Below are 23256 nucleotides of genomic sequence, written 5' to 3'. Positions count from 1 at the left end.
TGTCGGCGTCCATGTCTCCAGTGTTGCGCCCACCCGGACGTCACCGCAACGCTTCGCGCGCCCCGTCCCGGACCGCGGTGGTGAGCGCCGCGAGGATCGGCGAATCCAGTTTCCACCGCTGCCAGTACAGCGGGACGTCGATCGGGCGGGACGGGTCGAGTTCGACGAGCCCGTGGTCGTCGCCGGTGTGTAATTCCGGTAGCAGTCCCCAGCCCAGTCCGTGGCGGACGGCGTCGGAGAACGCCGAAGACCCGGGAACGAAATGTCGCGGCGGCTGCAGTCGGCGCCGTGTGAATCCGCGCAGGAACCGGGCCTGCAGTTCGTCCTTGCGGTCGAAGTCGAGCATCGGTGCCACCGCGAGGGCATCCGGTGTCGGGCCGTCGGGGAGCCAGCGTTCGGCGTAGTCGCGGCTGCAGAGCGCCCGGTACCGCATCGACCCCAGCTTCTCCACGGTGCAGCCCTGCACCGCCTCCGGGACGGACGTCACCGCGGCCATCACCGTGCCCTCCTTCAGCAGGGTGGTCGAGTGGAATTCGTCTTCCCGATGCAGGTCGAACAGTGCCCGATGCTCCGGCGCCAGGCGGGCCAGGGCCGGAATCATCCACGTGGACAGCGAATCCGCGTTGACGACCAGCGACAGCGTGCTCGTCGTCGCCTCGTCGGGATTGAGGGACGACATGGCCTCGCGCTCGAGGTGGGCCATCCGGCGGGCGAGCGTGAGCACGACGTGACCGGACTCGGTGGCCCGGACCGGCTTGGCCCGCTGCACCAGGACGCGTCCCACCTGCTGCTCGAGTGCCTTGATCCGCTGGCTCACGGCGGACGGCGTGATGTGCAGTACCCGGGCCGCGGCGTCGAAGGTGCCCTCGTCGATCACGGCGGCGAACGTGCGGAGCGAAGCCAGGTCCAGGTCCATATGAAGCGATGCTAATGGCAATGAAGGATAATTAGCTGGATTGATGACCTCGCGCTTCGTAGCGTGGTTCTCATGGCTCTCACCCCTGCCTTGCTCACGGCGACGGCCGGCTTCGGTACCGGCCTGTCGCTGATCGTCGCGATCGGCGCGCAGAACGCGTTCGTCCTGCGACAGGGGATCGCGCGCAGGCACGTCCTGCCGGTGGTCGTGCTGTGCGCCGTATCGGACGCCGTGCTCATTGCCGTCGGGATCAGCGGGATCGGCGCCGTTCTCGCGCACGCTCCGGCCGCCATCACCGTGATCCGGTGGGCGGGTGCGGCATTCCTCGTCTGCTACGCGGTACTCGCCGCTCGCCGCGCCCTGCGCCCCGGAACGCTCGATGCCACGCAGGAAATCGGATCGGCGACCCTCGCGACGTCGATCCTCACCTGCCTGGCACTCACGTGGCTCAACCCGCACGTGTACCTCGACACGGTGCTGATGCTCGGCTCGGTGGCCAACAACCAGGGCGATTCGGGCCGGTGGCTGTTCGGCCTCGGTGCCGCCACCTCGAGCGTCGTCTGGTTCCTCGCGCTCGGGTACGGTGCCCAGTTCCTGCACCGCGTGTTCGCCCGCCCCGGCGCGTGGCGCGTGCTCGACGCCGGGATCGCCGCGTTGATGCTCACCCTCGGCATCACCCTCGTCACCACCTAGTCAATATTTGGTTGACAAGGCGACTCGTGTCAACCAATACTTGACACATGCCGGATGCCGCGCTCACCCAACTGCTGTCGGACGCGATCGCCAAGGCGGACCCCGAGATCGACCCGGGGCTGGACCACGACCCCGCCGCCTACCTGGCGCTCGTCCGGCTCACCTCGCAGGCACGGGAGTCGGTCGACGAACTGCTGGTCTCCGCGATCGCCGCCGCGCGCTCCGCCGGGCACAGCTGGGACACGGTCGGCGCCGCACTCGGCATGTCGCGGCAGGCGGCGCAACAACGCTTCGGCAAGCGGATCGGCGACGCCCCCGACACCGACCCGGACGGCCGGACCCGCCGGCTCACCCCGCTCACCGCGTTCAACGAGATGCGCATCCTCAACCACGCCGGCTCGTACGGCTGGCACTCCGTCGGGTTCGGCACCCTGTTCCACACCGTCCGCAAGTCCGAGGAGCAGTGGGAGCACACCCGCGTGTCGGCGCCGGCGAGCCGTCAGAAACTCGAGGCCGACGGCTGGCAGAAGGTCGGGACGCTGTGGTTCCCGTGGGCCTACTTCAAGCGCCCGTTGGGCATTCCCGCTCTCCCGGAACCGGTGAGCGGCGACTACCTGATGGAACCGTGATGGACGCCGTCGCGCGATTCGCGGCCGCCCGCATCGCACGGCTCGCCACGGTCGGGGCGGACGGGGTGCCGCACCTCGTCCCGCTCGTCTTCGCGCTCGACTCCGACACGATCTATTCCTGCGTCGACCACAAACCGAAGCGCAGCACGGCATTACGGCGCCTGACGAACATCGCGGCCAACCCCGCCGTCACCCTGCTCGTGGACCACTACGACGAGAACTGGGACCACCTGTGGTGGGTGCGGGTAGACGGCCGGGCCGAAGTCCTCACCGCCGGCTCCCCGGAGGGCGGCGCCGCGATCGACGTCCTCGCCGCGAAGTATCCACAGTACGTCGACCGCCGCCCGGACGGACCGGTGATCGCGATCCACGACCTGGCGTGGCACCACTGGTCCGCCCTGTGAGTACTTATTAACCGCCCGCGGTTGATAAGTACTCACGGGCGCTAGCCTCGACAGCATGCCCACAGCCCTGATCACCGGCGCGAGCCGTGGCCTCGGAGCCGCCATCGCCCGCGAACTCGCACCGACCCACGACCTCCTGCTCGGCGCCCGGTCGCCGGAGTCGCTGACCGGCATCCTCGACGAACTGCCGGGCGCCACGCCCTGGCCGGTCGAGCTGACCGATTACGACGCGCTGGCGGCTGCGTGCGCCCCGATCGAACGGCTCGACGTGGTCGTCCACAACGCCGGCGTCGCCGATCTCGCGACCGTGGGGGAGTCGACCGTCGAACAGTGGCGGCACACGCTCGAGGCGAACGTCATCGCGGTGGCCGAACTGACCCGGCTGCTGCTGCCCGCCCTCCGGGCCGCGGGTGGGCACGTCGTCCTGATCAACTCGGGCGCCGGGCTCCGCGCGAACGCCGGCTGGGCGTCGTATGCGGCGAGCAAATTCGCCCTGCGGGCGTTCGGTGACGCACTGCGGCTCGAGGAACCGTTACTGCGCGTCACGTCAATTCACCCCGGGCGGATCGACACCGATATGCAGCGCGCCATCGTGGCCGGCGAGGGCGACGAATACCGGCCGGAGAAGTATCTGCAGCCGTCGACGGTCGCAAAAGCCGTGCGCAACGCGGTGGAGACACCGGGTGACGCGCACCCCACAGAAGTCGTGTTGAGGGTGCGCTGACAGCGAAGAAACCTGCGTGAGATAGATCACAGATTGATCTCACAGAAAGGCTTTAAGCTGCTCACAATTAGTCGCCCTACAGTTCTTCTCATCAGCAGAGGCCGCAAACGTGAGTCAGGATGAACGAGCTGACTCCCAGGAGGTATCCCCACGATGAACACCGACCAGCGTATGCACAGCGACACCGTCGTCGCCGTCGACGGCGACGTCTTCGCGACGATGTTCACTCTCGATCTCGGTGACGGCGAGGTCGATCGCGAAGCAGTCGAGCGGATTTACGCCGGCGACTTCGACGAGTGGATCGAGGCGGCAGCGCGGTCGGGTCTGTTCACGCCCCAGGCGGTCGCAAGCCTGGTTCAGACGTGGCAGGACAACCCGAAGACCTTGTTCGACGCTCTGCTCGTCGATGCCGACGAGATGACCCACAAGCGCTACGCGATCATCTGGGACGCGCTCGACGACGCCGACACGTTCGAGAACGTCGAGTACGCCTGACGATCAGAACGGCCACGCGGGCACGGGCGGCAGCCCCTCCCGCGTGGGGCGTCCGATAACCCACGCCAGCAGTTCGGTGCGCGGAAGTTCCGGCACCCCGACGTCCGGATACCGGGCCGCCAGCGCGGGCAGCTCCGATTCCAGCGTGTGCTCCACGAAGGCCCCCGGCCAGTCGGCAGCCGAGTAGTCGAGCCCCAGGTCGACGTGGTGGATCTCGAGCTCGCGCCACCGCAGCACCGGCACCTGTCGCGCAGGCACCCGCTGACGCCAGTTCACCGGCGTCTCGTACAGATCCTCGGTGATCCGGCGTAGCGACTCGATCACCCGCCGTCCCGCGAAGCGGAAATCGGCCACCAGCAGTTCGGCCGGACGTCCGGCCCCCTCCTCGATCGCCGCGGCCCGCGCGGCCGGACCTCCCGGGTACATCTCGGGTGCGGCCTCGCCGGTGATCACCCCGACGGCGAACCGGTTGAGCGCGTCCGCGTTCCTTGCGAGGTGCGTGACGACGTGCCCCCGGCTCCACTCCGGCAGCAGCGACGGCTCCCGCGCCTGCTCGTCGGTCAACCCCTCCAGCGTCGCCTCCACCGTCCTGTGCGATTCGGCAACCGCCTCGAGCAGTTCGGCATACGACAGTGCGGCACGCGGCGATGTCATGCAGACGATGCTAGGCGATGCCACCCACAGCCCACCCCACGACGTATCCCCAGGATCCCGATAACGGAACGGTGACGATCGGTACCCGGCGGGTGCAGAGGGGCCATTCGTACCGATACTGAGATCGACTGTCGGACAACGTGGTTGAAAGGTGGTGTGCAATGTACAACGAATCCGCTACATGGGGGATACCGAGCGAGACCTTTCTGGTGATCTACGTCACCGCCGCTGTGCTCGCGGTCGGGCTGGCGGTGTTCCTCCGGTCCCACGGCACCGCGCCCGCCCCGACCGCCGGTATTCGTCTCGATCCGGTGCAGGCCGGGATGCTGACCAGCGACGATCGGGCCATCGCTGCCTCCCTGACCCTGCTGCGCGGAGCTGACCTCATCTCCACCGACGGGACGATCCTGCGGGGGTGGGGAGTCGCGGACAACGGCCTCGGATCGTTCACGCGGGCCGTCTACGACGAACTCGCCTCCGGCCGCAGCGCCCTCGTCAACGTTCGGCTCCCGGGCCGGTTGCAGGCCCCGCTCGACCAGCTGCGGGCCACCCTGATCGCGCAGGGGCTGCTCACCGGACCCGAACAGAAGGCCTGGAATCGCCGCGCGACCCTCCCGATCCTCGTCGTCGTGGCCATCGGCGTCGCACGCCTCGTCGCCGGGTTCTCCGGCGGAAAGCCGATCGGCTTCCTGCTGGTCGCGGTGGTTCTGCTCTCGGCCTCGCGGGAGCTCGTTCGCCGGACCGGCCGCAGGACGCCCCAGGGCACTGCGGAACTGCAGCGCCTGCGCCGCACACATTCGTACCTGGCGCCGCGGATGCGCCCGTCGCTCACCGCGTATGGACCGACGCCGATCGCGCTATCGACTGCACTGTTCGGGATGGGAACCGTCGGCCTGTTCTCCCCCGGTTTCGCGAGCGCGGCCGGTATCTCCGACAGCGGCAGCAGTGACGGTGGCAGCAGCGGCGGCGACAGCTCTTGCGGCGGCGGCGGAGGCTGCGGCGGCGGTGGGGGGTGCGGGGGATGACCGCCCTGATCGGGCCCGGCGTCGGCATCGGCTGGCGGCCGGAGATCTGCGGGATCATCGACCGGCTCGACGGGCTGCGGTTCTGCGAGGTGATCGCCGAATCGCTGCCCGTCCGGCGGCGTGGAGTCGGCGTTCCGGACGAACTGCGGTCGCTGGGGGTTCCCGTCGTCCCGCACGGCATCTCGCTGTCGCTGGGTGGCGCGGACGGCGTCGAGCAGCACCGGATCGACCATCTCGCTCGGTGCGCCGACGCGCTCGGTGCGCCGCTCGTCAGCGAGCACGTCGCGTTCGTGCGGGCGGGCGGTCTCGACGCCGGGCACCTGCTGCCGGTGCCGCGCTCGGCGGAAGCCCTGAACGTGCTGGTGCGCAACGTCCGGCGCACGCAGGAGTGCCTGCCGGTGCCGCTGGCCGTGGAGAACATCGCGGCCCTGTTCGACTGGCCGGACGACGAATACTCCGAGGGTGAGTTCCTGGCCGAACTCGTCGAACGCACCGGCGTCTACCTGCTGCTGGACATCGCCAACGTTTACGCGAACGCCCGCAACCGCGGCCGCCACGCCGGTGAGGAACTCCGGCGGCTTCCCCTCGAACGCGTGGCGTACTGCCACGTCGCCGGGGGATCCGAACGAGGCGGCACGTATCACGACACCCACACCGACCCGGTGCCCGGCGAGATGCTGGATCTGGTCCGGCAGTGGGCATCCGGGGGCGCTCCCGCGATGATGCTCGAGCGCGACGGGAACTACCCGCCCGCCCGGGAGTTGTTCGCCGAGTTGGATGCGATCGCGGATGCGGCCGGGTTCGGCCGGGTCACCGGCGTCGTTGTGTGGAGTCCGCCGTGACCGGGCTGGCGGGGCGGCAGGCGGCATTGGTCCGGGCTCTCGTCGCAGGGGGAGAGCTGCCGGAGGGATTCGACCGCGACGCGATCGACACCGCATCGAAGGCCCTGCTCCGCAAGCGGTCCGGGGAAGTGGGCGCTCACCTTCCCCACGTCCGCGCAGCCCTCGGCGACCGATTCTTCGCGCTGTTCGCCGACTGGGCCGAGGGCAGGCCGAAGGGGAGCACTCACGCGGACGCGGAGGCGTTCACCGCGCACCTCGAGTCGATCGGTCACCTGCCCGAGCCGAGTCGCCGTCGTCGTCGCCTGTTCGGCCCGCGACGAACGTGAGCAGCAACTCGTTCACCTCTTCCGGTCTTTCCTGCTGGACGAAGTGCCCGGCGCCCTCGACGAGATGGAGTCCGCGCAAGTCGGGGACGGTGTCGCGCATCCGGTCGAGGGCCTGCGCACCACTCATCGTGAGGACGGGATCGTGCGCACCGGCCACGAACAGCGTCGGCACCTCGATGTCGGCTCCGGCGAGATTCCTGGAGCGTTCCCAATTGGCATCGTACGCCCGGTACCAGTTCAGTCCGCCGGTGAATCCCGTCCGGGTGAAGACCTCCACATAATGGTCGAACTCGTCCTCCGTCAGCCACGACCACGGCAGGGGTGGGGCTTCGGGTAACACGTCCAGGTAGCCGTTGCCGTCCGAGGGGTGCTGCCAGATGTCCAGATAGCGGTAGGCGCCCGACAACGCGTAGAACAGCTGGTGCAGGAATCCGCGGGGATCGGCGTCGAGTTCGCGGTCGGCGACACCCGGTTCCTGGAAGTAGTGGATGTGCAGGAAGTGCTTGCGCGCCATCGACGCATAGATTTCCGACGGTCGCAGCGGGAACCGGTCGGGTGCGTAGGGGACAGCCAGTAGTACTAGCCCGGACACGCGTGCGCGGTGACGCAGTGCGACGGTCCAGGCGACCGGCGCGCCGAAGTCGTGGCCGACGAACACGGCACGCTCGTGACCGAGACTGTCGAGCAGACCGATCAGCGCGTCCGACACCCGCTCGTTCGTGTAGTCGTCGATGTCGCGGGGCACGTCGGTGCCGCCGTAGCCGGGCATGTCCGGGGCTATCGCGCGGTACCCGGACGCCGCGAGGGCCCGCATCTGATGTCGGTAACTGTAGCCGAGGCCCGGGAATCCGTGGCACAGGACGACGGGTGGGCCGTCACCCAGTTCGGTAATCTGCCAACGGAATCCGTCGACCGTGACGATCCGCTCCGTCGACGACGCCATTCTCCGCATCCCTCCACCGGCTGGAACGTGTTCTCGCAATGTAGCGTAGCGACGGCGCCATTAGAATGCACCTGACTCGCAGTGGCGATCGTCGACCGACCGGGGAAGTGGAGTGATGCGCAATGGTGGAGGCACGCTCCCGCCATGAGTTCGTCGCACTCCAGCTCCGGCAGCGCATCATGCAGCGGCAGTACGCGGTGGGTGAGTCGCTGCCCAGCGAGAGCATGCTGTGCGCGGAGTTCGAGGTGTCCCGCGGTCCCGTGCGCCAAGCGCTGGCGACATTGAAGAACGAGGGGCTGATCCTGCTGTCCCAGGGGAAGCCGGCCGTGGTGCGAAGCCACGACATCACGCAGACCCTGGACACGTTCACACCGTTCTCCCAATGGGCGCGTCGCACCGGCCGCGCCGCGGGGAGCCACACGCTCGAGATCTCACGTCGCCGCGTGTCCGAACCTGCCGCCGGCGCATTGGGATTGACCACGGACGACTTCGTCGTCGAGGTGCTCCGCGTCCGGCTGCTGGACGGCGAACCGACGATGATCGAGCGGAGCACGTTCACCGAGCGCGTCGGCTCCCTGCTGTTCGAGTTCGACATCGACACCGGATCGATCACCGACTACCTCACCTCGCGCGGCGTCCGCTTCGAATCGATGGAGCACGTGCTCGACGCCGTCGCCGCGACCGGGGTCGACGCCGAGAATCTCGGGATCGACCCCGGCAGCCCGTTGCTTCGGGAACGTCGGACGTCGCGGGATCAGAACGGCGACACGTTCGAGTACGCGGACGATCGGTACCGTCCCGACCTCGTCGCCTTCAGCATCGTGAACGCCCGCACCATCGACCCCCGCCTTCCGTCGGACGACGGCAACGGAAGTTAGCCGGCCGCCGGCATCAGGCGTTGCGCAGTTCGGCGAGCAGACCGGGCAGGTCCGCGACACTGTCGAGCACGTGGGTGGCCCCGGCCCCGGCCAGCTGGGTGGCGTCGTGGGCGCCGGTGAGCACGCCCACGGAGGCGAGTGCTCCGGCGCGGAGGCCGGTGGTGACGTCGGACGTGGTGTCGCCGAGCACCACCATGGACTGCACGGACGGGGCGCCGGTGCGCATCAACGCGGTCAGCGCCAGGTCCGGGAAGGGGCGGCCGCGGACGCCGTCTCCGGGGCACAACACGGCGTCGGCGACGTCCTGCCAGCCGAGCGCGCGGATGATCGACATCTGCGTTTCGCGCGCGAACCCGGTGGTGAGCGCCGTCTTGATGCCCTGCTCACGCAGCGAACCGAAGAGTTCCTCGGCGCCGGGGACGGCGCTGCACCGGCCGTCGTCGACGAGTTGCGAGTAGCAGCGTTCGAATTCCTTGTTCGCGGCCTGCGCCTGCTCCTCGTTTCCGCCGCTGAGATGGCGGAAGACGACGATCTTGGACTGGCCCATGGTGTCGGAGACGTAGTCGAGCATCCGCAGGCGGTCCTCCTCCGTCTTCGACAGTCCGGCATGCGCGTCCGCGGCGAGGAAGGACTGCTGGACCAGCCCGCTGTCCTCCACGGTGGTGCCTGCCATGTCGAAGACGACGAGGCTGATGTCGCGGTGATGTGTTCCCATTGTCGTGTCCCTCTCGGTGTTCGGTGAATGTGCGTGCGGGATACTGCTGTTACGCCAAGGCGGACGCGGTTTCGTGGCCGAAGACGTGGTCGATGCGGTCCTTCGCCAGGCCCATGCCGGTGGTCATGCCGATCCCGGTGGTCACGGTGACGATGTGCACGCCGTCGATCGGCTCCTCGATCAGGAATTCCGAATCGGGGGCCGAGCTGTACACGCCCTGCCAGCGTTCGGTGACGGTGACGTCCGAGACGCCGAAGAGGGCGGCGGCTTCACGGATCAGCACCTCGAACCCCTTCTCCGACTGGAACGGCTCGGCCGAGATCTCGCGGATGTGCGTGTCGCCCAGCAGGATCGATCCATCGGGCTGTGGTGTGTACATCTGGTGGAGGCCGAGGTCGACGTAGTCGGGGTACTCGTCGCGGAGCCGTGCCGCGAGCGCCGCGGTCGCGGGAAGATTCTCGAAACCGCTGTACCGCACGAGCGACCAGCCCGTGAACAGCGGTGCGGGCAACGGCGCGGACAACGGAATCCTCGCGCGCATCATGTGGAGCCGGCACCGCAGGAGCCCCCCGCGCTCGGCCGGCCCCGGGAACAGGCGGTCGATGTCGTAGTTGACGGTGACGAACACCGTCGCCGCGTGCAGATCGCCCCGCGAGGTATGAACGACGCCGGTCTCGAATCCGGTTGCGGCGGTCCGCCAGAAGAAGTCGACGCCCGACACTTCGAGCCACTGCGCAATGGCGGGGGCCGCTTCCCGCGGGTTCACCTGGAGGTCGTCGGCCATGTACATGCCCCCGACGACGCGGTCGCCGACGATGGGTAACGCGCCGAGGATCCGGTCTCGGGACAGCAGTTCCACTTCGGCCGGTCCGCGTACGGCCGCGAACTCGGTCATGACTGCCAGCTCGTCGTCATGTCTTGCCACACAGTACGTTCCGGATTCGGCGGACCAGAACCCGGCCTTGCGTGCCAGGTCGAGCCAGTGCTCCCGGCCCGCTTGGGCGTAGTCGCGGGCGACGCCCGACTGGGCGGTGATGCAGGCGTGGCCGAAGTTCTGGACGGACGCCCCCGCAACGCGGTCGGCGTGGTCGATCACCGCCACGGACAGGCCTCGGTTGCGCGCGTGATACGCGTGCGCGAGGCCGACGATTCCGGCACCGACGACCACCACGTCGTAGCGTCGTTGAGTTGTCATGCGACTCACTGTGGACCCACCCAGGACAACATGTCAATACAAGTACAAGAAATTTGCCGCAGGTATATATAAGTCGCTTTCCGTTAACCGTCCGTTGTGCGACCCGGCGGGCGCGTCGGGTGGTCGCGGTCGGGGGTTGCTGCGAAAATTGCCACCTGAGTCCACCCACCTGCAGAGGGGCTGATCGTGAGTAGTGGTTCCGGCCCGAGTGCCGTTCCCGTCCACGAAGCGGCGTCGTCGAACGACCGCTTCGGTCCCCTGATCGAGCGCCGTGACGACGCCGACTTCCCCTTCTACAACGGGACGCCGACCGCGCTGTCGGTGCGGCAGTGGGCCCTGGCATGGGCCTCGGTCGCAGTCGGCTTCGCGGCCTTGATCCTCCTCCCGCAGACCGACAACTTCGTTGCGCTCATTCCGCGCATCCTGTTCGTCGGTATCCCGCTCGTCGTGCTGGCGATGGTGACGCGCGAGCACTGGACAGCGTTGTTCCGGAAGGTGCACGGCCGGGACGTCCTCACGATGATCGGCTTCGCCGTGCTCAACCTCGTTGTCACGTCGGTGCTGGCGTTGATCGTGCGGGCCCTGTTCGGGGTAGCGTCCAACAAGGCCGTCGACGGTGCGGGCGAGGGTGGTGCACTCGACACCGCCGCGTTCTACGTCGGAACCGGGATCCAGTTGGTTGGCGAAGAAGTCTTCACCATCGTCCCGTTCCTCGCGTTGATGTACTTCCTGTTCGCCAAGGCGAAGCTGTCCCGTAAGACCGCGATCGTCCTGGCCTGGCTGCTCAGTGCGGTGTGGTTCGGCGCCGCCCATCTACCAACCTACGACTGGAACTTCGCTCAGGCCTTCATCGTGATCGGCGGGGCCCGACTGATCCTCACACTCGCCTACATCCGCACCAAGAATCTGTGGGTCTCGACGGGCGCGCACATCATCAACGACTGGACGCTCTTCACCCAGGCGATCGTGATCAACACCGCCCTCGTCACCCTGTAGCCGAGTACTCCGCGACCGACCCTCAGTTGGGAATGGGGATGACGATGGGTGGCAGACCCGGTATCTGCACCTGAATCTGCTGCGGCGGTGCGGGCGCCGGCGCGGGGGGAGGCGGGTAATTCACCGGCGGTTCGGGTGCGGGCGGCGGGGGAGGTGGCGGGGGCGGGGGCGGAGCCGGAGCGGGCGGAGGCGCAGGTTCCGGGGAGGGAGCCGGCGCGGGACGGGGAGCGGCTTGCTGCACCACCGCAGGCGGCGAATCCGCCACCGGCGCCTGGGCTTCCACGGGTGCCACCGGATTCGGGCGCTCCGCCGGCTGCTGCGGGCCGGAACCGATCGGCACCGACGACAGTCCACCGGTCATCAGATCCACCACGGTCACTTCGGTCATCGCCAGGTTGGAGGGCTGCACGACGTACAACCTGTCCTGCTGGAAACCCGGCCACGGATCACCCTGCACGTCCGCGTTCTCGTTCACCACCGGGGACAGCAGTGGGCTTCCGCGCACACATCGGACGCGGGGAACGCCGTGGTCGTCGATCAGCACGATGGTTCCCGCCTCGAGGACGGACTGGAACGCGCTCGCATGCCCGTCGTCGAAGCCGTGATTGGTGACACGGGTGTCCGCACGGAGCAGCACTGGAGTCAGGGTCCGGACGTAGTTCCGCACGTCGTCGACCTGGAACACACTCGACCAGGCCTGCAGCCTCGCCGGATCCTGCTCGAGGTCGTCGACGAGACGCTGCCGATCGCAGAGCACCCTGTCGGGACTTCCGCCGTAAAGGCCGGCACGGTCGCCGATCACCCGGATCCCGGCAGGGCGGGGCTCGCTCGGCAGGTCGGTGCCCGGCGGACCGAACGGAACCGTCGTCGGCGTCTGCGGCGGAAGCAGCACTTCCGTCCACGGAAGCTGCCCGTTGTCGGTGGCCCGGTCCAGGTCGACCGGATCGGGGTTGGACCCGGAACCCGAGGAACACGCCACGAGCACCGTGACGGTCAGGGCCCCGGCGACCGCCAGCCAGCTACGCGGTGCGCGCCCGGGGCGCGTACCGGCTCGAACGACTGCTCTGCGTCGGGCACGCCGTGCGGCCTGCCCGGCGACGTCGGTGGCCACCACGCCATGGTAAGCACAGACGCTGATCAGCCGGGCCGAATTGCGGTGTGGTTGCCGGGCCCCGGCAGTCGGTCAGCTCGTGATCATGTCCTCCTGCGACCAGAAGGCGCGCATGGACGTGATCTTGCCGTCGTCGTCGAACGTCATCACGTCGATCGGCGCGATCTCGAGCTTCTGCTCACCAAGGTCGGTGACGAGGGAGAAGTGGAACGCGGCCGAGTTGCCGGCGATCTTCAGCGTCAGGAGCTCGCCGGTCTGCTTCAGCGGTTCGATCACCCCGTAGAACTCCCGCAGCGATTCCACCGTGGTCCGGGGCTCGGTACCCACCGGATCCTCCACGGTGGCGCCCTCGGCGTACAGCGAGACGACGTCGTCGGCGGTCCCGGTCGCCACCGCCTCGATGTACCTCTCGACGGTCTTGCGGATGTCTTCTGCGGACGGTGCCATGATGCGAACTCCTCAGTCGGATAGAACGTGTTCTAGTGGTGAGAGTAACGCAGCACCGGCGCGGTGGGGAGACCCTTCTCCCAGGCAGCGGGACATGTCCGCACAGGGGTCCGCCCCTGCCGACGTCGCGGAGTCGGCAGGGGCGGACGGGAACGATTCGTCAGGTTCGCGGGGCGGAGGCCTCCTCCAACTTCTCCAGCCGTGGAGCGCTCGCCCCCATGGCCGGAGCAGTGGTTACGGAGGACACTTCTTCCAGTGACTTCCCCTTCGTCTCCGGAGACATGAAGAAGCAGATCACGAATGCGACCGCCGTCAGCACTGCACCGAAGAGCATCGTGGTGCCGGTTCCCAGCGCCGAGATACTCAGCGGCAGCAGGTACGTGCCCGTCGCGGCACCGAACCGGCTCACCGCGGTGGCGATTCCCACCGCAGTCGCCCTGAACTCGGTGGGGAAGAGTTCGTTGGGGTAGATCCACACCAGGATGCTCGGACCGCCGGAGATGAACGCGTACGCGCAGAAGGCGGCGACGATGAACCAGAGGGGCCCGTCCGCCCACAACCACAGTCCTGCCAGCGGAATCACCATCAGTGCCAGCGGGACCACGGCGATCGGACGCCGGCCCCACTTCTCGACCAGGAACAGCGCGGGAATGGATCCGGCGACGATGAGCCCGATGATGACGGTTTCGACGATGAGCCCCGCGGAACCGTCGCCGGAGATCGAGAAGCCCGACAGGATCGTGGGCAGAAAGGTCAGCAGTGCGTCGAGCGGGGTGACGACCGCCAGATACAAAGCGCTGCACATGATCAGCCGGGCAAGGTACTGGCCCCGGAAGTAGATCCGGATGTCGGCCTTCGGCTTGTCCGCCGTGTCCTCGACCGTGACCTTGCTCAGGTCGAGTTTCTCCTCGTAAATCTTCTCGACCACGGCCTCGGCGTCGGCCACGCGGCCGTTCTTCAGGAGCCAGCGCGGCGACTCCGGGATTCCGCGGCGCACCAGGATCACGATCAGACCCAGAACCGCACTGGACGCCTTTGCCGCCGGCGATGCCGACGACTGGCCGCGCAGATTCTGCTGGGCGAGCAACTGTCCCCGCCGCAGTGGGCGGGAATGGCCGTCGTCCTGATCGCGTCCGCAGCGCTGCCGTGGATGCGGGAGAAGCGTCCCCGTCACCTCGAACGGCCGCCGGCCCTGCACGGGTCCGAGAGCCGATAGCGTCTATCGGTCCGGAGCGAGACCGACCGCCCTCTGCATCGCCTCGAAAGCATTGTCGGCGTCCGTGTTGGGTCCGACGATCAGGATGTCGAGCCGACGTCCGTCGGTACCGAAGACGTACATGATGTCGGGCGGCTGGTCCGGATCCGGGCCGGACACCTCGATTCCGTCCTGCCGGTCGATGCCGCGTTGCGAGATGCTCAACGAGTTCCAGTCGAAGGCGACGCGTTCGGTCGTTCCCACTCGATCCGTCAGTGCGCTGATCAGGTCGTGCAATTCGGTGGTCAGGTTGGTGGTCCGGGGCCACCACGCCCCGTCGACGACACCCTCCGAGACCTCGCCACGAGCGCGCAGGAGCAGTCTCGGGGTCCGGGTGGGTGCGTCGAAAGGCTGCCCACCGTCGGCCGTCGGCCGAGAGAGTCCCAGCCCACGACCGGAATGCGTGATGTTTTCGTCGTGCGTCATCGTTCACGTCCCTTCGCGCTCGAGGTGCGGTCGAAGCCATCCCTGATGCCCCTGATGCCCGACATCAGCAGCTCGTCGGCGGTCAGGGCACTGTTGGGGTTGGCCGCCCTGTGCATCGTCGAATCGGCATAGCGGGCATCGGCCTCGGGGGGCACCACCAGAAGCGTCAGCCTCGTCCGCTTCACACCGCTCACGTACAGGGTGTTGATCGGCTGGTACTCGTAGCCGTCGAGATGCACCGATCGACCCGCAACCATCATGCGGCGCGGAGCAGGAAGCCAGGCCTTGATGTCGTACACGACCCGAACGACGACACCCACTCGAATTGCCACCAGCGCAACCAGATCCGGAATCTCCACGGTGAGGTCGCGCGATCGGGGCCACCAGGCGCCGTCCACAGTGCCCGCACCGGGCGCTTCGGGCTTCAACCGCAGGCGCGGCGACTGCGCCGGGCCGCCACGAGTATGGGCACCGTGAAGACGACCCGGAAAGTTGCGATCCTGTTGTAGCGTCATGACGACGCTCCCGCCTCGGCCGCGAGGCAGCCGATATCTCTGTCGGCGGCGACGCGATCTTGGGCGTTCGCATGCGAAGTGCCGCCGATACCCTCACCCTACGCGCAGGGGATACGGCGATCGGCTACACCGACCACTCGATCGACGGCGGACACACCGCAGCGCACAGCGGATTTCCGCGGGCGTCGGTGAGCCCGAGCCGCGCCGTGATGCGACCGGCAGCCGACGCGGCCTCCGCAGTCGCCGGATCCACCGCGTCCCACATCAACTTCGCCCGGCGGAACATGTCGAATCCGCCGTCGGCATCGACCGCCCCCCACGACAGGTAGACGAACCGCGCGCCCGGACGGCCCTGCACGTACGGTCCGGTGATGTCGAGACCCGTCGGCGTCGGGGTCGCCGTGCAGTCGAGAACCCAGCGCGCGGTGGTCGCGTCTCCCGGATGCAGACCGAGCAGGCCGGCGTGGGCACCGCGGCGTTGCACCGCCACGTGGATGTTGTCGTAGCCGGGGAAATTGGCCCCCGGCGGGCACGACGATCCGGGAAGGTCGGTTGCCTCGATCACGAGTTGCACCCATGTATCAAACCACCCGTGAGTACTTATCAACCGCCCGTGGTTAACAAGTACTCACGGGCGCGTCAGCGCACTATGTTGACCATCTTGCCGGGGACGACGATCACCTTGCGGGGATCCTGGCCGTCGAGGAGCGCCACGATCTTGTCGTCGGCCAGCGCGATCTTCTCGATCTCCTCGCGCGGGGCGTCGGCGGCGACGGTCACGCGGCTGCGGACCTTGCCGTTGACCTGGATCGGGTACTCGACGGTGTCTTCCACCAGCCACTTCTCCTCGGCCACCGGGAACGGTCCGTGGGCCAGGGACTTCTCGTGCCCGAGCCGCGACCACAGTTCCTCCGCGAGGTGCGGGGCCAGCGGTGCCAGCATCAGCACCAGCGGCTCCACCACCGAGCGGGGGGCACCGCCGGGGTACGCCTTGGTGAGGTGGTTGGTGTACTCGATCAGCTTGGCCGCCGCCGTGTTGTCCCGCAGGGCCGTGTAGTCCTCGCCGACACCGGCGATCGCCTTGTTCAGCGCGCGCAGCGTGTCCTCCGTCGGGGCGTCGTCGGTGACGCGCAGTGCACCGGACTCCTCGTCGACCACCACACGCCAGGCGCGCTGCAGGAAGCGCTGCGCACCGACGACGTCCTTGGTCGCCCACGGACGGGACGTGTCCAGCGGGCCCATCGACATCTCGTACACGCGGAGCGTGTCGGCGCCGTACTCCTCGCAGATCTCGTCCGGCGACACGGAATTCTTGAGGCTCTTGCCCATCTTCCCGTACTCGCGGTTGACCTCGACGCCCTGGTGGAAGAACTTGCCGTCCTTCTCCTCCACCTCGTCGGCGGGCACGTACACGCCACGCGCGTCGGTGTACGCGTACGCCTGGATGTAGCCCTGGTTGTACAGCCGGCGGTACGGCTCGCTCGAGCTGACATAGCCGAGGTCGAACAGCACCTTGTGCCAGAACCGCGAGTACAGCAGGTGCAGCACCGCGTGCTCGACACCGCCGACGTACAGGTCGACGCCGCCGGGATCGTTCGGTCCGTGGATCTCCGGCCGCGGACCCGTCCAGTACCGTTCGTTCTCCTTGTCGCAGAACACGTCCGGGTTGGTGGGGTCGATGTACCGCAGCTGGTACCACGAGCTGCCCGCCCACTGCGGCATCACGTTGGTGTCGCGGCGGTACGTCTGCAGTCCGTCACCGAGGTCGAGTTCGACGTCGACCCAGTCGACGGCCTTCGCCAGCGGGGGAGAGGGCTCCGAGGACGCGTCGTCGGGATCGAACGACACGGGTGCGTAGTCCTCGACCTCCGGGAGCTCCACCGGCAGAGACGATTCCGGCAGGGCGTGCGCGTTGCCCTCGGCGTCGTACACGATCGGGAACGGCTCGCCCCAGTACCGCTGACGCGCGAACAGCCAGTCGCGCAGCTTGTACTGGATGGTGCCCTTGCCGGTGCCGTCCGCTTCCAGGCGGTCGGTGATCGCCTTCTTGGCGTCGGCGACGCTCATCCCGTTCAGGAAATCGGAGTTCACGATGGTGCCGTCGCCGGTGTACGCGTCCTTGGTGAGGTCGCCGCCGGAGATCACCTCGACGATGTCGAGGCCGAACTCGGTCGCGAACTCGTAGTCGCGGTGGTCGTGACCCGGGACGGCCATGATGGCGCCCGTGCCGTAGCCGGTGAGGACGTAGTCGGCGATGAACACCGGCAGGTTGTGCCCGTTCACCGGGTTCACGGCGTAGGTGCCGAGGAAGACACCCGTCTTCTCCTTGTACTCCTGACGCTCGAGATCCGACTTCGACGCGATCGACTTCCGGTACGCCGCAACCGCTTCAGCGGGAGTCGCGGCACCACCGGTCCAGCGCGAATCGACACCCTCGGGCCACTCGGCCGCAACGATGTCGTCCACCAGTTCGTGCTCCGGCGCCAGCGTCACGTACGTCGCGCCGAACAGCGTGTCCGGACGCGTCGTGAACACCTCGACGTCGTGGACCGTGGATTCACCCTCGCTCCGCTCGACCGCCACGGCGAACTTCACCTGCGCACCGTGCGAGCGCCCGATCCAGTTGCGCTGCATGGTCTTGACCTTCTCGGGCCAGTCCAGGTACTCCAGGTCGTCCACCAGACGGTCCGAGTACGCGGTGATGCGCATCATCCACTGCTGCAGGTGCTTACGGAACACGGGAAAGTTGCCGCGGTCGCTGCGACCGTCCGCGGTGACCTCTTCGTTCGCCAGCACCGTGCCCAGACCGGGACACCAGTTGACCATCGAATCGGAGTGGTAGACGAGGCGGTAGGAGTCGAGGACCGCCTCCTTCTCGGACACGGACAGCGACGCCCAGTCCCGTCCGTCCTCCAGCGACCGCGCACCCGACACGAACTCGGCCTCGAGCTCCGAGATGCGCCGGGCCTTGCCCGCCTCCTTGTCGAACCACGCGTCGTGGATCTGCAGGAAGATCCACTGCGTCCAGTGGTAGAAGTCGGTGTCGGTGGTCGCGAACGTGCGGCGTTCGTCGTGGCCGAGCCCGAGGCGGCGCAGCTGCCGCTTCATGTTGCCGATGTTGGCCTCGGTGGTGGTCCGCGGGTGCGTGCCCGTCTGCACCGCGTACTGCTCGGCAGGCAGACCGAACGCGTCGTAGCCGAGGGTGTGCAGCACGTTGTGGCCCTGCATGCGGTGATAGCGGGCGAACACGTCGGTGGCGATGTAGCCGAGCGGGTGGCCCACGTGCAGACCCGTCCCCGACGGGTACGGGAACATGTCCTGCACGAACAACTTGTCCGCGGGAACGTCGCCGGCGAGGGGACCGACCGGGTTGGGCGCGTTGAACGTGCCCTCCTCGCTCCACCGGTCCTGCCAGCGCTGCTCGATCTGGCCGGCGAGTTCCGCGGTGTAGCGGTGCTGCGGGGTCGCGTCGGACGGGTTGGCGGGCTGCACGTGCTCGGTCACTGTGGTCGCTATCTACTTGGCTGACATTCTGAATTAGGGGGATACCGTCAACCAGGGTAGAGCCTCACCCCACCCGGGCTCACCTGCGCGTCCGGGTCCGCCGTATCCTGGTCACGTGTTGATTGCCTCCGTCGTGCTGTTCGTGCTCGCCGTCGCTGTCTCCGGTGTCGCCGTTGCAGGCCTCGCCGAGCGCCTCCCGCGCAACCGGTGGGCGGGTGTCCGCACCCCCGAGACGATGCGCGACGATCAGACGTTCGCGCTGGCCAACAAGGTCGCAGGGCCCACCCTGCTTGCCGCTGCCGGGCTCCTCGTCATCGGCGGAATCGCCGGAATCCTGATCGGCGGAGTCTTCGGAATCGGCGCCGTCCTCGTCAGCGTCGTGGCTGCCGCTCTCACCGCGGCGACGGGCGGATCGCTCGGTGCCCGTGCCGCCGCGGCGGTGCCCGCTGCCGACACCGGCGGGTGCGGCAGTTCCTGCGGCGCGTGCTCGCTGAAGGGCGCCTGCCAGCCGTCCTGACCGGCTGGCGACGGCCCGTCCGGTGAAGTCCTCGCGCGTCGTCGACCCCGCAGGCGCAGTGTTCGGTCTCCTGCTGCCGGTGGTCGCCGCCCTGTGCGGGGTGATCCTCACGAAGGTCTGGGAACCGCGGCTCCCGGCGGAGATCGCCACCCACTGGACCACCACCTCGCCCGACGGCTTCGCCACCCCGATGTCCAGCGCCTGGACGTTTGCCCTGGTGACGGTGCTGTTCGGTGGCGGATGCGCCGCGATCGCCGCCCTGGCCCAGGCGATGCTGATGATGCGTCGCACGATGCTCGTCGTCGGATTGTCCGTGGTCGGTCTGATCCTGACGGTGCAGGTGGTGCTGCTCTACGTCCAACTCGACGTCACAGACGTCTCGAATACCGAACTTCCGTTGTGGTCGCTCGGCCTCGGCGTCGTGATCGGCGCGGTCGTCGGCCTGCTCGGCGCCGCCCTGCTGCGCGACTACCGGTCCCGGGTGTCCGCCACGAGTCCACCCGACCCCCGGTTGCCGCGCGCCGACGACCCGGCGACGGTCGCGGACACGGTCGGTTTCGGCACCGTCGGCTCGCTGGTGTTGCTCCTGCTGCTGGGTGTCGCGCCCGCTGTCGCCGTCTGCCTGCTCGTCGACGGGTGGTGGCCCCTCGCGGTGTTCGTGCCGGTCGGGCTGCTGATCGTGAGCTTGCTTCGCTTCCGGGTGATCGTCGATCCGTCCGGTATCCGGGTGGTGAACATGGGCATGACCGCCCTGCAGTACGGCGTCGACGAGATCGAGGGCGCCCGCGTCGACGTGATCAAGCCGTTCGACGACTTCGGCGGCTGGGGACTCAAGGTGAAGGGCCGACGGAACTACGGCGTCGTGACGAGGACCGGTCCCGCCGTGATCGTCACGACCGCATGCGGCGACCGGCTGACCGTCACCAGCGCACGGGCCGAGGACATGGCCGGGGCGCTCAACACGTTCGCCGACAGGCGGCTCCGCCGCCCGTGAGTGGCCCGGGAGTGCAGGGACTCGTCAACCACTCACGGGCGGGAGGCCTGGTGCACCGCGTCGAGCACGCGGTCGAGGTAGCCGAGGGCAGCCCGGACCGCGGCGTCCTCGTCGCGGGCGGCGATCGCGTCGACGACGGCACGGTGGTCGTCGGTGGTCAGCGACGGGGGGTGGACGCCCTCGGTGAAGTCGTACGTGGCGCGGGTGGGTTCGAGGATGCCGGCGAACAGGTCGGACAGCACCGGATTGTGCGCGGCCTCCACGACCCCGAGGTGGAACGCGAGGTCGGCGTCCGCGAACCGGGACGGCTGATCCGTCGTTCGCTGCCGCTCGTCGAGTAGCGCAGACAGGGACCGCAGATCGTCGTCCGTGCGGCGACCGCATGCCAGGCGGACGGCCTCGGTCTCGAGCGCCCGCCGGACTTCGAAGACGTTCAGCATCTCGGCGACCGCGACCTGCCGCCCGAGCAGCCCGCCGATGTCGGTGCGGGCCCGCACGAACGTCCCGGACCCGCGCCGGATCTCGAGGATGCCCGTCGACGTGAGGGTCTTGATGGCCTCGCGCACGGTGTTGCGCCCGACCCCGAGCAGCGTCATCAGCTCGGGTTCCGTCGGGATCCGCTCGCCCACCGTCCAGTCGCCCTGGGCGATCCGGCCACGCATCCAGTCCAGGGACTGCTGATACGCGGACTCGCGCCGAACCACTGCCATGTACTCATCCTCACACCTCGCCGGCTCGCGACTGACGACCGGCCCGCCTAAACTACGTAGGACGTCCCATGTATTCGGACAGCCCGAGGAGGCGACCCCACACGTCCACGTCAACCGCTCACGCCGACACCGTCCCGACCGTCACGGCCCGCACCACCAGCCGCCACTTCCACGGCCTGAACTACCTCCTCGTCGTGCTGCTCCTCGGCGCCAACATCCCCACGGCGCTGTACTCGCTCTATCGCCACGAGTTCGGATTCACCCCGCTGGTCCAGACGCTGATCTTCGCCGTCTACGTCGCCGGACTGCTTCCCTCGCTGCTGTTCTTCGGCCCGCTGTCCGACGCACTGGGACGCCGCTTCGTGTTACTGGCCGCCATCTCCTTCAGCGCGCTGGGCGCCGTGGTCCTCGCGTTCGCCGACTCGACCCTCTGGCTGTTCTTCGGCCGAATCGCCCAGGGCATCGCCGTCGGCGCGTGCTCGGCCGCCGGGTCCGCCGCCCTCATCGAGCACGAACCGGCCCGGAACCTGCGCCGGGCGGGTCTCGCCGCCACCCTCACCACCGCGCTCGGTGCGTCGCTGGGCCCGCTGTTCGGCGGGGCCGTCGCGCAGTACCTGCCGCACGCCCTGGTCCTGCCGTACGTGCTGTTCGCGCTGGCACTCCTGCCCGCGCTGATCATGGTGCTGCTGCTCCCCGCACCCACCGGCGGGCAGTCACGACCCACCCAGGTGTTCCAGGTCCCGCACGTCCCCGCACCCATCCGTCAGGTGTTCTGGCTGTCCTCCCTCGGCGTCGCGCTGGCGTGGGGCGCCGTCGGCCTGTTCCAGTCGGTGGTCCCGACGTGGATCATCGGCCTGCTCGGCGTGAGCAACCTCGTGGTCGCCGGCGGTGCCGCCGCACTGGTCATGATCTGCTCGGTGACAGCGCAACTCGTGGCCAATCGGCTCGGAACCGTACTCTGCCGAACCCTGGGCATCGGCGCCGTCGGCGCAGGCATGATCGGGTTGCTCGTCGTCGACTTCGTGCCGTCCCTCGCCCTGCTGTGCGTCGTGACCGTCATCGTCGGTGTGGGACACGGTCTCTCGTTCGCCGGAGCGATGCGGGCCGTGGGTGCCGCCGCCGCGGAGCACGCCCCCGACGCCCAGGGCGGGACGCTCGCCGCGTTCTTCACCGTCGGTTACGTCGGTCTCGCCGTGCCGTCCATCTGCGCGGGCATCACCATCACCGTCCAGGGCATGCACGTGGCCATCATCGAACTCGCGATCATCGGCGCCGCCCTGTGCGGCGTCCTCGCGGTGCTGAGCGTCCGCACGAAGGGTCGTGACGACGCCGCTCTACCCTCGACGCAGTGAAATTTCTCAGCCGGTTCCACCTCGACGGGTTCGTCCTCGGCATCGTCGCCGTGGCGATCCTGGGGAGCGTGTTCCCGGTGTCGGGGACCGGTCAGACGGTGCTCGACTGGGCCACCCGGATCGCGATCGGCATCCTGTTCCTGCTGTACGGCGCGCGGCTGTCGCCGCAGGAGGCGCTGAAGGGGCTGAAACACTGGCGGCTGCATTCGGTCGTGTTCGCCGCGACGTTCGTGCTCTTCCCGCTGATCGGGCTCGCGCTGCGCATCCTCGTGCCGGGGGTGCTCAGCGAGGACCTGTACACCGGCATCCTGTACCTGTGCCTGGTTCCGTCGACGGTCCAGTCGTCGATCGCGTTCACGTCCATCGCCAAGGGCAACGTGGCCGGGGCGATCGTGAGCGCGTCGTTCTCCAATCTCATCGGTGTGTTCGTGACACCGGCGCTGGTGATCCTGCTGATGAACACCACCGGCGACGCCCACGTCGATTTCTCGTCGATCCTCGACATCGTGCTGCAGCTTCTCCTGCCGTTCTTCGTCGGCCAGCTGATCCGGCCGCTCGTCATCGACTGGTTGCAGAAGCACTCCGAGCCCACCCGGATCGTGGATCGCGGCTCGATCTTCCTCGTGGTCTTCTCGGCGTTCAGCGCGAGCATGAACGAGGGAATCTGGCACACCGTGACGGTCTGGCAGGTGATCGGTGTCGTGCTGGTGTGCTGCGTCGTCCTCGCGGTCGTGCTCGCCGTCACGGCCCTGGCCGGCCGGAAGCTGGGATTCTCCGTTCCCGACCGGATCGTCATCGTCTTCTGCGGATCGAAGAAGAGTCTCGCGACGGGTCTGCCGATGGCCTCGGTCCTGTTCGTGGGACAGCCGGTGGGGCTGATCGTGCTGCCGCTGATGATCTTCCACCAGATCCAGCTGATCGTCTGCGCCGCGCTCGCGCAGCAGTATTCGAAGCGCAGCCGCGAGGAGTCGGCCAGTACTGTGGCATGAG

Annotated in this window: 26 protein-coding genes and 1 pseudogene; 14 read left to right on the top strand and 13 right to left on the bottom strand. The window is 68.2% G+C overall.

Going from position 1 to position 23256, the window contains the following annotated elements; genetic code table 11:
* Positions 1 to 40: 40 nt before the first annotated feature.
* Positions 41 to 916, bottom strand: a complete 876-nt coding sequence (locus tag QM806_RS19410) for a LysR family transcriptional regulator ArgP (protein ID WP_283292497.1) — start codon at positions 914 to 916, stop codon at positions 41 to 43.
* Between the two features lie 72 nt (positions 917 to 988).
* Between QM806_RS19410 and QM806_RS19405 the strand changes: the two genes are divergently transcribed.
* The 5 genes from QM806_RS19405 to QM806_RS19385 all read left to right on the top strand — a co-directional run bounded on the left by QM806_RS19405 (position 989) and on the right by QM806_RS19385 (position 3861).
* On the top strand, positions 989 to 1609 hold the full coding sequence (locus QM806_RS19405; RefSeq protein WP_169693010.1) for a LysE/ArgO family amino acid transporter: 621 nt from the start codon (positions 989 to 991) through the stop codon (positions 1607 to 1609).
* A gap of 47 nt (positions 1610 to 1656) precedes the next feature.
* The gene (locus tag QM806_RS19400; protein ID WP_064080315.1) at positions 1657 to 2238 is read left to right on the top strand and encodes a hypothetical protein; all 582 of its coding nucleotides are present in this window, start codon (positions 1657 to 1659) and stop codon (positions 2236 to 2238) included.
* Positions 2238 to 2642, top strand: coding sequence for a TIGR03668 family PPOX class F420-dependent oxidoreductase (locus QM806_RS19395; RefSeq protein WP_054247953.1), 405 nt, complete (start codon positions 2238 to 2240; stop codon positions 2640 to 2642). The genes QM806_RS19400 and QM806_RS19395 overlap by 1 nt, the downstream gene beginning before the upstream one ends.
* A gap of 55 nt (positions 2643 to 2697) precedes the next feature.
* Positions 2698 to 3366 (top strand): SDR family oxidoreductase, encoded by a 669-nt coding sequence (locus QM806_RS19390; protein WP_005561667.1) that lies wholly within the window; start codon positions 2698 to 2700, stop codon positions 3364 to 3366.
* A gap of 153 nt (positions 3367 to 3519) precedes the next feature.
* Positions 3520 to 3861 (top strand): hypothetical protein, encoded by a 342-nt coding sequence (locus QM806_RS19385; RefSeq protein ID WP_005249180.1) that lies wholly within the window; start codon positions 3520 to 3522, stop codon positions 3859 to 3861.
* Positions 3862 to 3864: 3 nt separating this feature from the next.
* Here QM806_RS19385 and QM806_RS19380 read toward each other — a convergent pair whose 3' ends face one another.
* Positions 3865 to 4515 (bottom strand): maleylpyruvate isomerase family mycothiol-dependent enzyme, encoded by a 651-nt coding sequence (locus QM806_RS19380; RefSeq protein ID WP_120660065.1) that lies wholly within the window; start codon positions 4513 to 4515, stop codon positions 3865 to 3867.
* Between the two features lie 161 nt (positions 4516 to 4676).
* On the opposite strand from QM806_RS19380, the gene QM806_RS19375 reads away from it, so the two are divergent.
* Genes QM806_RS19375 through QM806_RS19365 form a run of 3 tightly spaced genes read left to right on the top strand, consistent with a single transcriptional unit; the run spans position 4677 to position 6708 of the window.
* Positions 4677 to 5540 carry a TIGR04222 domain-containing membrane protein gene (locus tag QM806_RS19375; RefSeq protein WP_283292495.1) on the top strand — a complete coding sequence of 288 codons (864 nt, stop codon included), beginning with the start codon at positions 4677 to 4679 and terminating at the stop codon, positions 5538 to 5540.
* Positions 5537 to 6382, top strand: coding sequence for an MbnB/TglH/ChrH family RiPP precursor modification enzyme (locus tag QM806_RS19370; protein ID WP_283292493.1), 846 nt, complete (start codon positions 5537 to 5539; stop codon positions 6380 to 6382). The genes QM806_RS19375 and QM806_RS19370 overlap by 4 nt, the downstream gene beginning before the upstream one ends.
* Entirely contained in the window at positions 6379 to 6708 is a 330-nt protein-coding gene (locus QM806_RS19365) for an SCO6045 C-terminal-like domain-containing protein (RefSeq protein ID WP_240482960.1), read from the top strand. The genes QM806_RS19370 and QM806_RS19365 overlap by 4 nt, the downstream gene beginning before the upstream one ends.
* On the opposite strand, the gene QM806_RS19360 is transcribed toward QM806_RS19365, so the two are convergent.
* The gene (locus tag QM806_RS19360; RefSeq protein ID WP_005561674.1) at positions 6626 to 7651 is read right to left on the bottom strand and encodes an alpha/beta fold hydrolase; all 1026 of its coding nucleotides are present in this window, start codon (positions 7649 to 7651) and stop codon (positions 6626 to 6628) included. The two genes, QM806_RS19365 and QM806_RS19360, sit on opposite strands and share 83 nt — an antisense overlap.
* Before the next feature lie 122 nt (positions 7652 to 7773).
* Here QM806_RS19360 and QM806_RS19355 point away from each other — a divergent pair, with 122 nt between their 5' ends.
* Complete coding sequence (locus tag QM806_RS19355; protein ID WP_120660062.1) at positions 7774 to 8529, top strand: GntR family transcriptional regulator; 756 nt, start codon at positions 7774 to 7776, stop codon at positions 8527 to 8529.
* A 13-nt stretch (positions 8530 to 8542) separates the two neighbouring features.
* Here the strand turns inward: QM806_RS19355 and QM806_RS19350 are convergent, their stop codons facing one another.
* Both QM806_RS19350 and QM806_RS19345 read right to left on the bottom strand, forming a co-directional pair.
* Complete coding sequence (locus tag QM806_RS19350) at positions 8543 to 9244, bottom strand: phosphonatase-like hydrolase (RefSeq protein WP_120660061.1); 702 nt, start codon at positions 9242 to 9244, stop codon at positions 8543 to 8545.
* A 49-nt stretch (positions 9245 to 9293) separates the two neighbouring features.
* Positions 9294 to 10439 carry a TIGR03364 family FAD-dependent oxidoreductase gene (locus QM806_RS19345; protein ID WP_054247960.1) on the bottom strand — a complete coding sequence of 382 codons (1146 nt, stop codon included), beginning with the start codon at positions 10437 to 10439 and terminating at the stop codon, positions 9294 to 9296.
* 186 nt (positions 10440 to 10625) lie between these two features.
* Between QM806_RS19345 and QM806_RS19340 the strand changes: the two genes are divergently transcribed.
* Positions 10626 to 11435, top strand: a complete 810-nt coding sequence (locus tag QM806_RS19340) for a CPBP family intramembrane glutamic endopeptidase (RefSeq protein ID WP_005262397.1) — start codon at positions 10626 to 10628, stop codon at positions 11433 to 11435.
* Positions 11436 to 11457: 22 nt separating this feature from the next.
* On the opposite strand, the gene QM806_RS19335 is transcribed toward QM806_RS19340, so the two are convergent.
* The 7 genes and pseudogenes from QM806_RS19335 to leuS all read right to left on the bottom strand — a co-directional run bounded on the left by QM806_RS19335 (position 11458) and on the right by leuS (position 18693).
* Complete coding sequence (locus QM806_RS19335; RefSeq protein WP_005262399.1) at positions 11458 to 12549, bottom strand: DUF6777 domain-containing protein; 1092 nt, start codon at positions 12547 to 12549, stop codon at positions 11458 to 11460.
* Between the two features lie 69 nt (positions 12550 to 12618).
* A complete protein-coding gene (locus tag QM806_RS19330) occupies positions 12619 to 12993 on the bottom strand; it encodes a nuclear transport factor 2 family protein (protein WP_005572254.1) in 375 nt (124 codons plus the stop codon).
* Between the two features lie 160 nt (positions 12994 to 13153).
* Positions 13154 to 14026, bottom strand: a pseudogene (locus QM806_RS19325) (MFS transporter); the annotation flags it as partial.
* A gap of 186 nt (positions 14027 to 14212) precedes the next feature.
* Entirely contained in the window at positions 14213 to 14674 is a 462-nt protein-coding gene (locus QM806_RS19320) for a DUF5994 family protein (protein WP_054248815.1), read from the bottom strand.
* Positions 14671 to 15189 (bottom strand): DUF5994 family protein, encoded by a 519-nt coding sequence (locus QM806_RS19315; RefSeq protein ID WP_166680656.1) that lies wholly within the window; start codon positions 15187 to 15189, stop codon positions 14671 to 14673. The genes QM806_RS19320 and QM806_RS19315 overlap by 4 nt, the downstream gene beginning before the upstream one ends.
* 124 nt (positions 15190 to 15313) lie before the next feature.
* A complete protein-coding gene (locus tag QM806_RS19310; RefSeq protein ID WP_065492797.1) occupies positions 15314 to 15763 on the bottom strand; it encodes a DUF5990 family protein in 450 nt (149 codons plus the stop codon).
* 65 nt (positions 15764 to 15828) lie between these two features.
* Positions 15829 to 18693, bottom strand: coding sequence for a leucine--tRNA ligase (gene leuS, locus QM806_RS19305; RefSeq protein ID WP_005572261.1), 2865 nt, complete (start codon positions 18691 to 18693; stop codon positions 15829 to 15831).
* A gap of 115 nt (positions 18694 to 18808) precedes the next feature.
* Here leuS and QM806_RS19300 point away from each other — a divergent pair, with 115 nt between their 5' ends.
* Together QM806_RS19300 and QM806_RS19295 are read left to right on the top strand one after the other, a co-directional pair.
* Positions 18809 to 19210 (top strand): SdpI family protein, encoded by a 402-nt coding sequence (locus tag QM806_RS19300; protein WP_005249154.1) that lies wholly within the window; start codon positions 18809 to 18811, stop codon positions 19208 to 19210.
* 22 nt (positions 19211 to 19232) lie between these two features.
* Positions 19233 to 20204, top strand: coding sequence for a DUF1648 domain-containing protein (locus QM806_RS19295; protein WP_283292485.1), 972 nt, complete (start codon positions 19233 to 19235; stop codon positions 20202 to 20204).
* Positions 20205 to 20236: 32 nt separating this feature from the next.
* On the opposite strand, the gene QM806_RS19290 is transcribed toward QM806_RS19295, so the two are convergent.
* Positions 20237 to 20914 (bottom strand): FadR/GntR family transcriptional regulator, encoded by a 678-nt coding sequence (locus tag QM806_RS19290; RefSeq protein ID WP_005574062.1) that lies wholly within the window; start codon positions 20912 to 20914, stop codon positions 20237 to 20239.
* Positions 20915 to 20982: 68 nt separating this feature from the next.
* Here QM806_RS19290 and QM806_RS19285 point away from each other — a divergent pair, with 68 nt between their 5' ends.
* Positions 20983 to 22266 (top strand): MFS transporter, encoded by a 1284-nt coding sequence (locus QM806_RS19285; RefSeq protein WP_283292483.1) that lies wholly within the window; start codon positions 20983 to 20985, stop codon positions 22264 to 22266.
* Complete coding sequence (locus QM806_RS19280; RefSeq protein WP_007301452.1) at positions 22263 to 23255, top strand: bile acid:sodium symporter family protein; 993 nt, start codon at positions 22263 to 22265, stop codon at positions 23253 to 23255. The genes QM806_RS19285 and QM806_RS19280 overlap by 4 nt, the downstream gene beginning before the upstream one ends.
* The last annotated feature ends 1 nt before the right edge of the window (position 23256 follow it).

The sequence above is a fragment of the Rhodococcus sp. IEGM 1351 genome (assembly GCF_030056875.1).
Taxonomy (GTDB): domain Bacteria; phylum Actinomycetota; class Actinomycetes; order Mycobacteriales; family Mycobacteriaceae; genus Rhodococcus_F; species Rhodococcus_F opacus.
This window is presented reverse-complemented; position numbering and strand designations above follow the sequence as displayed.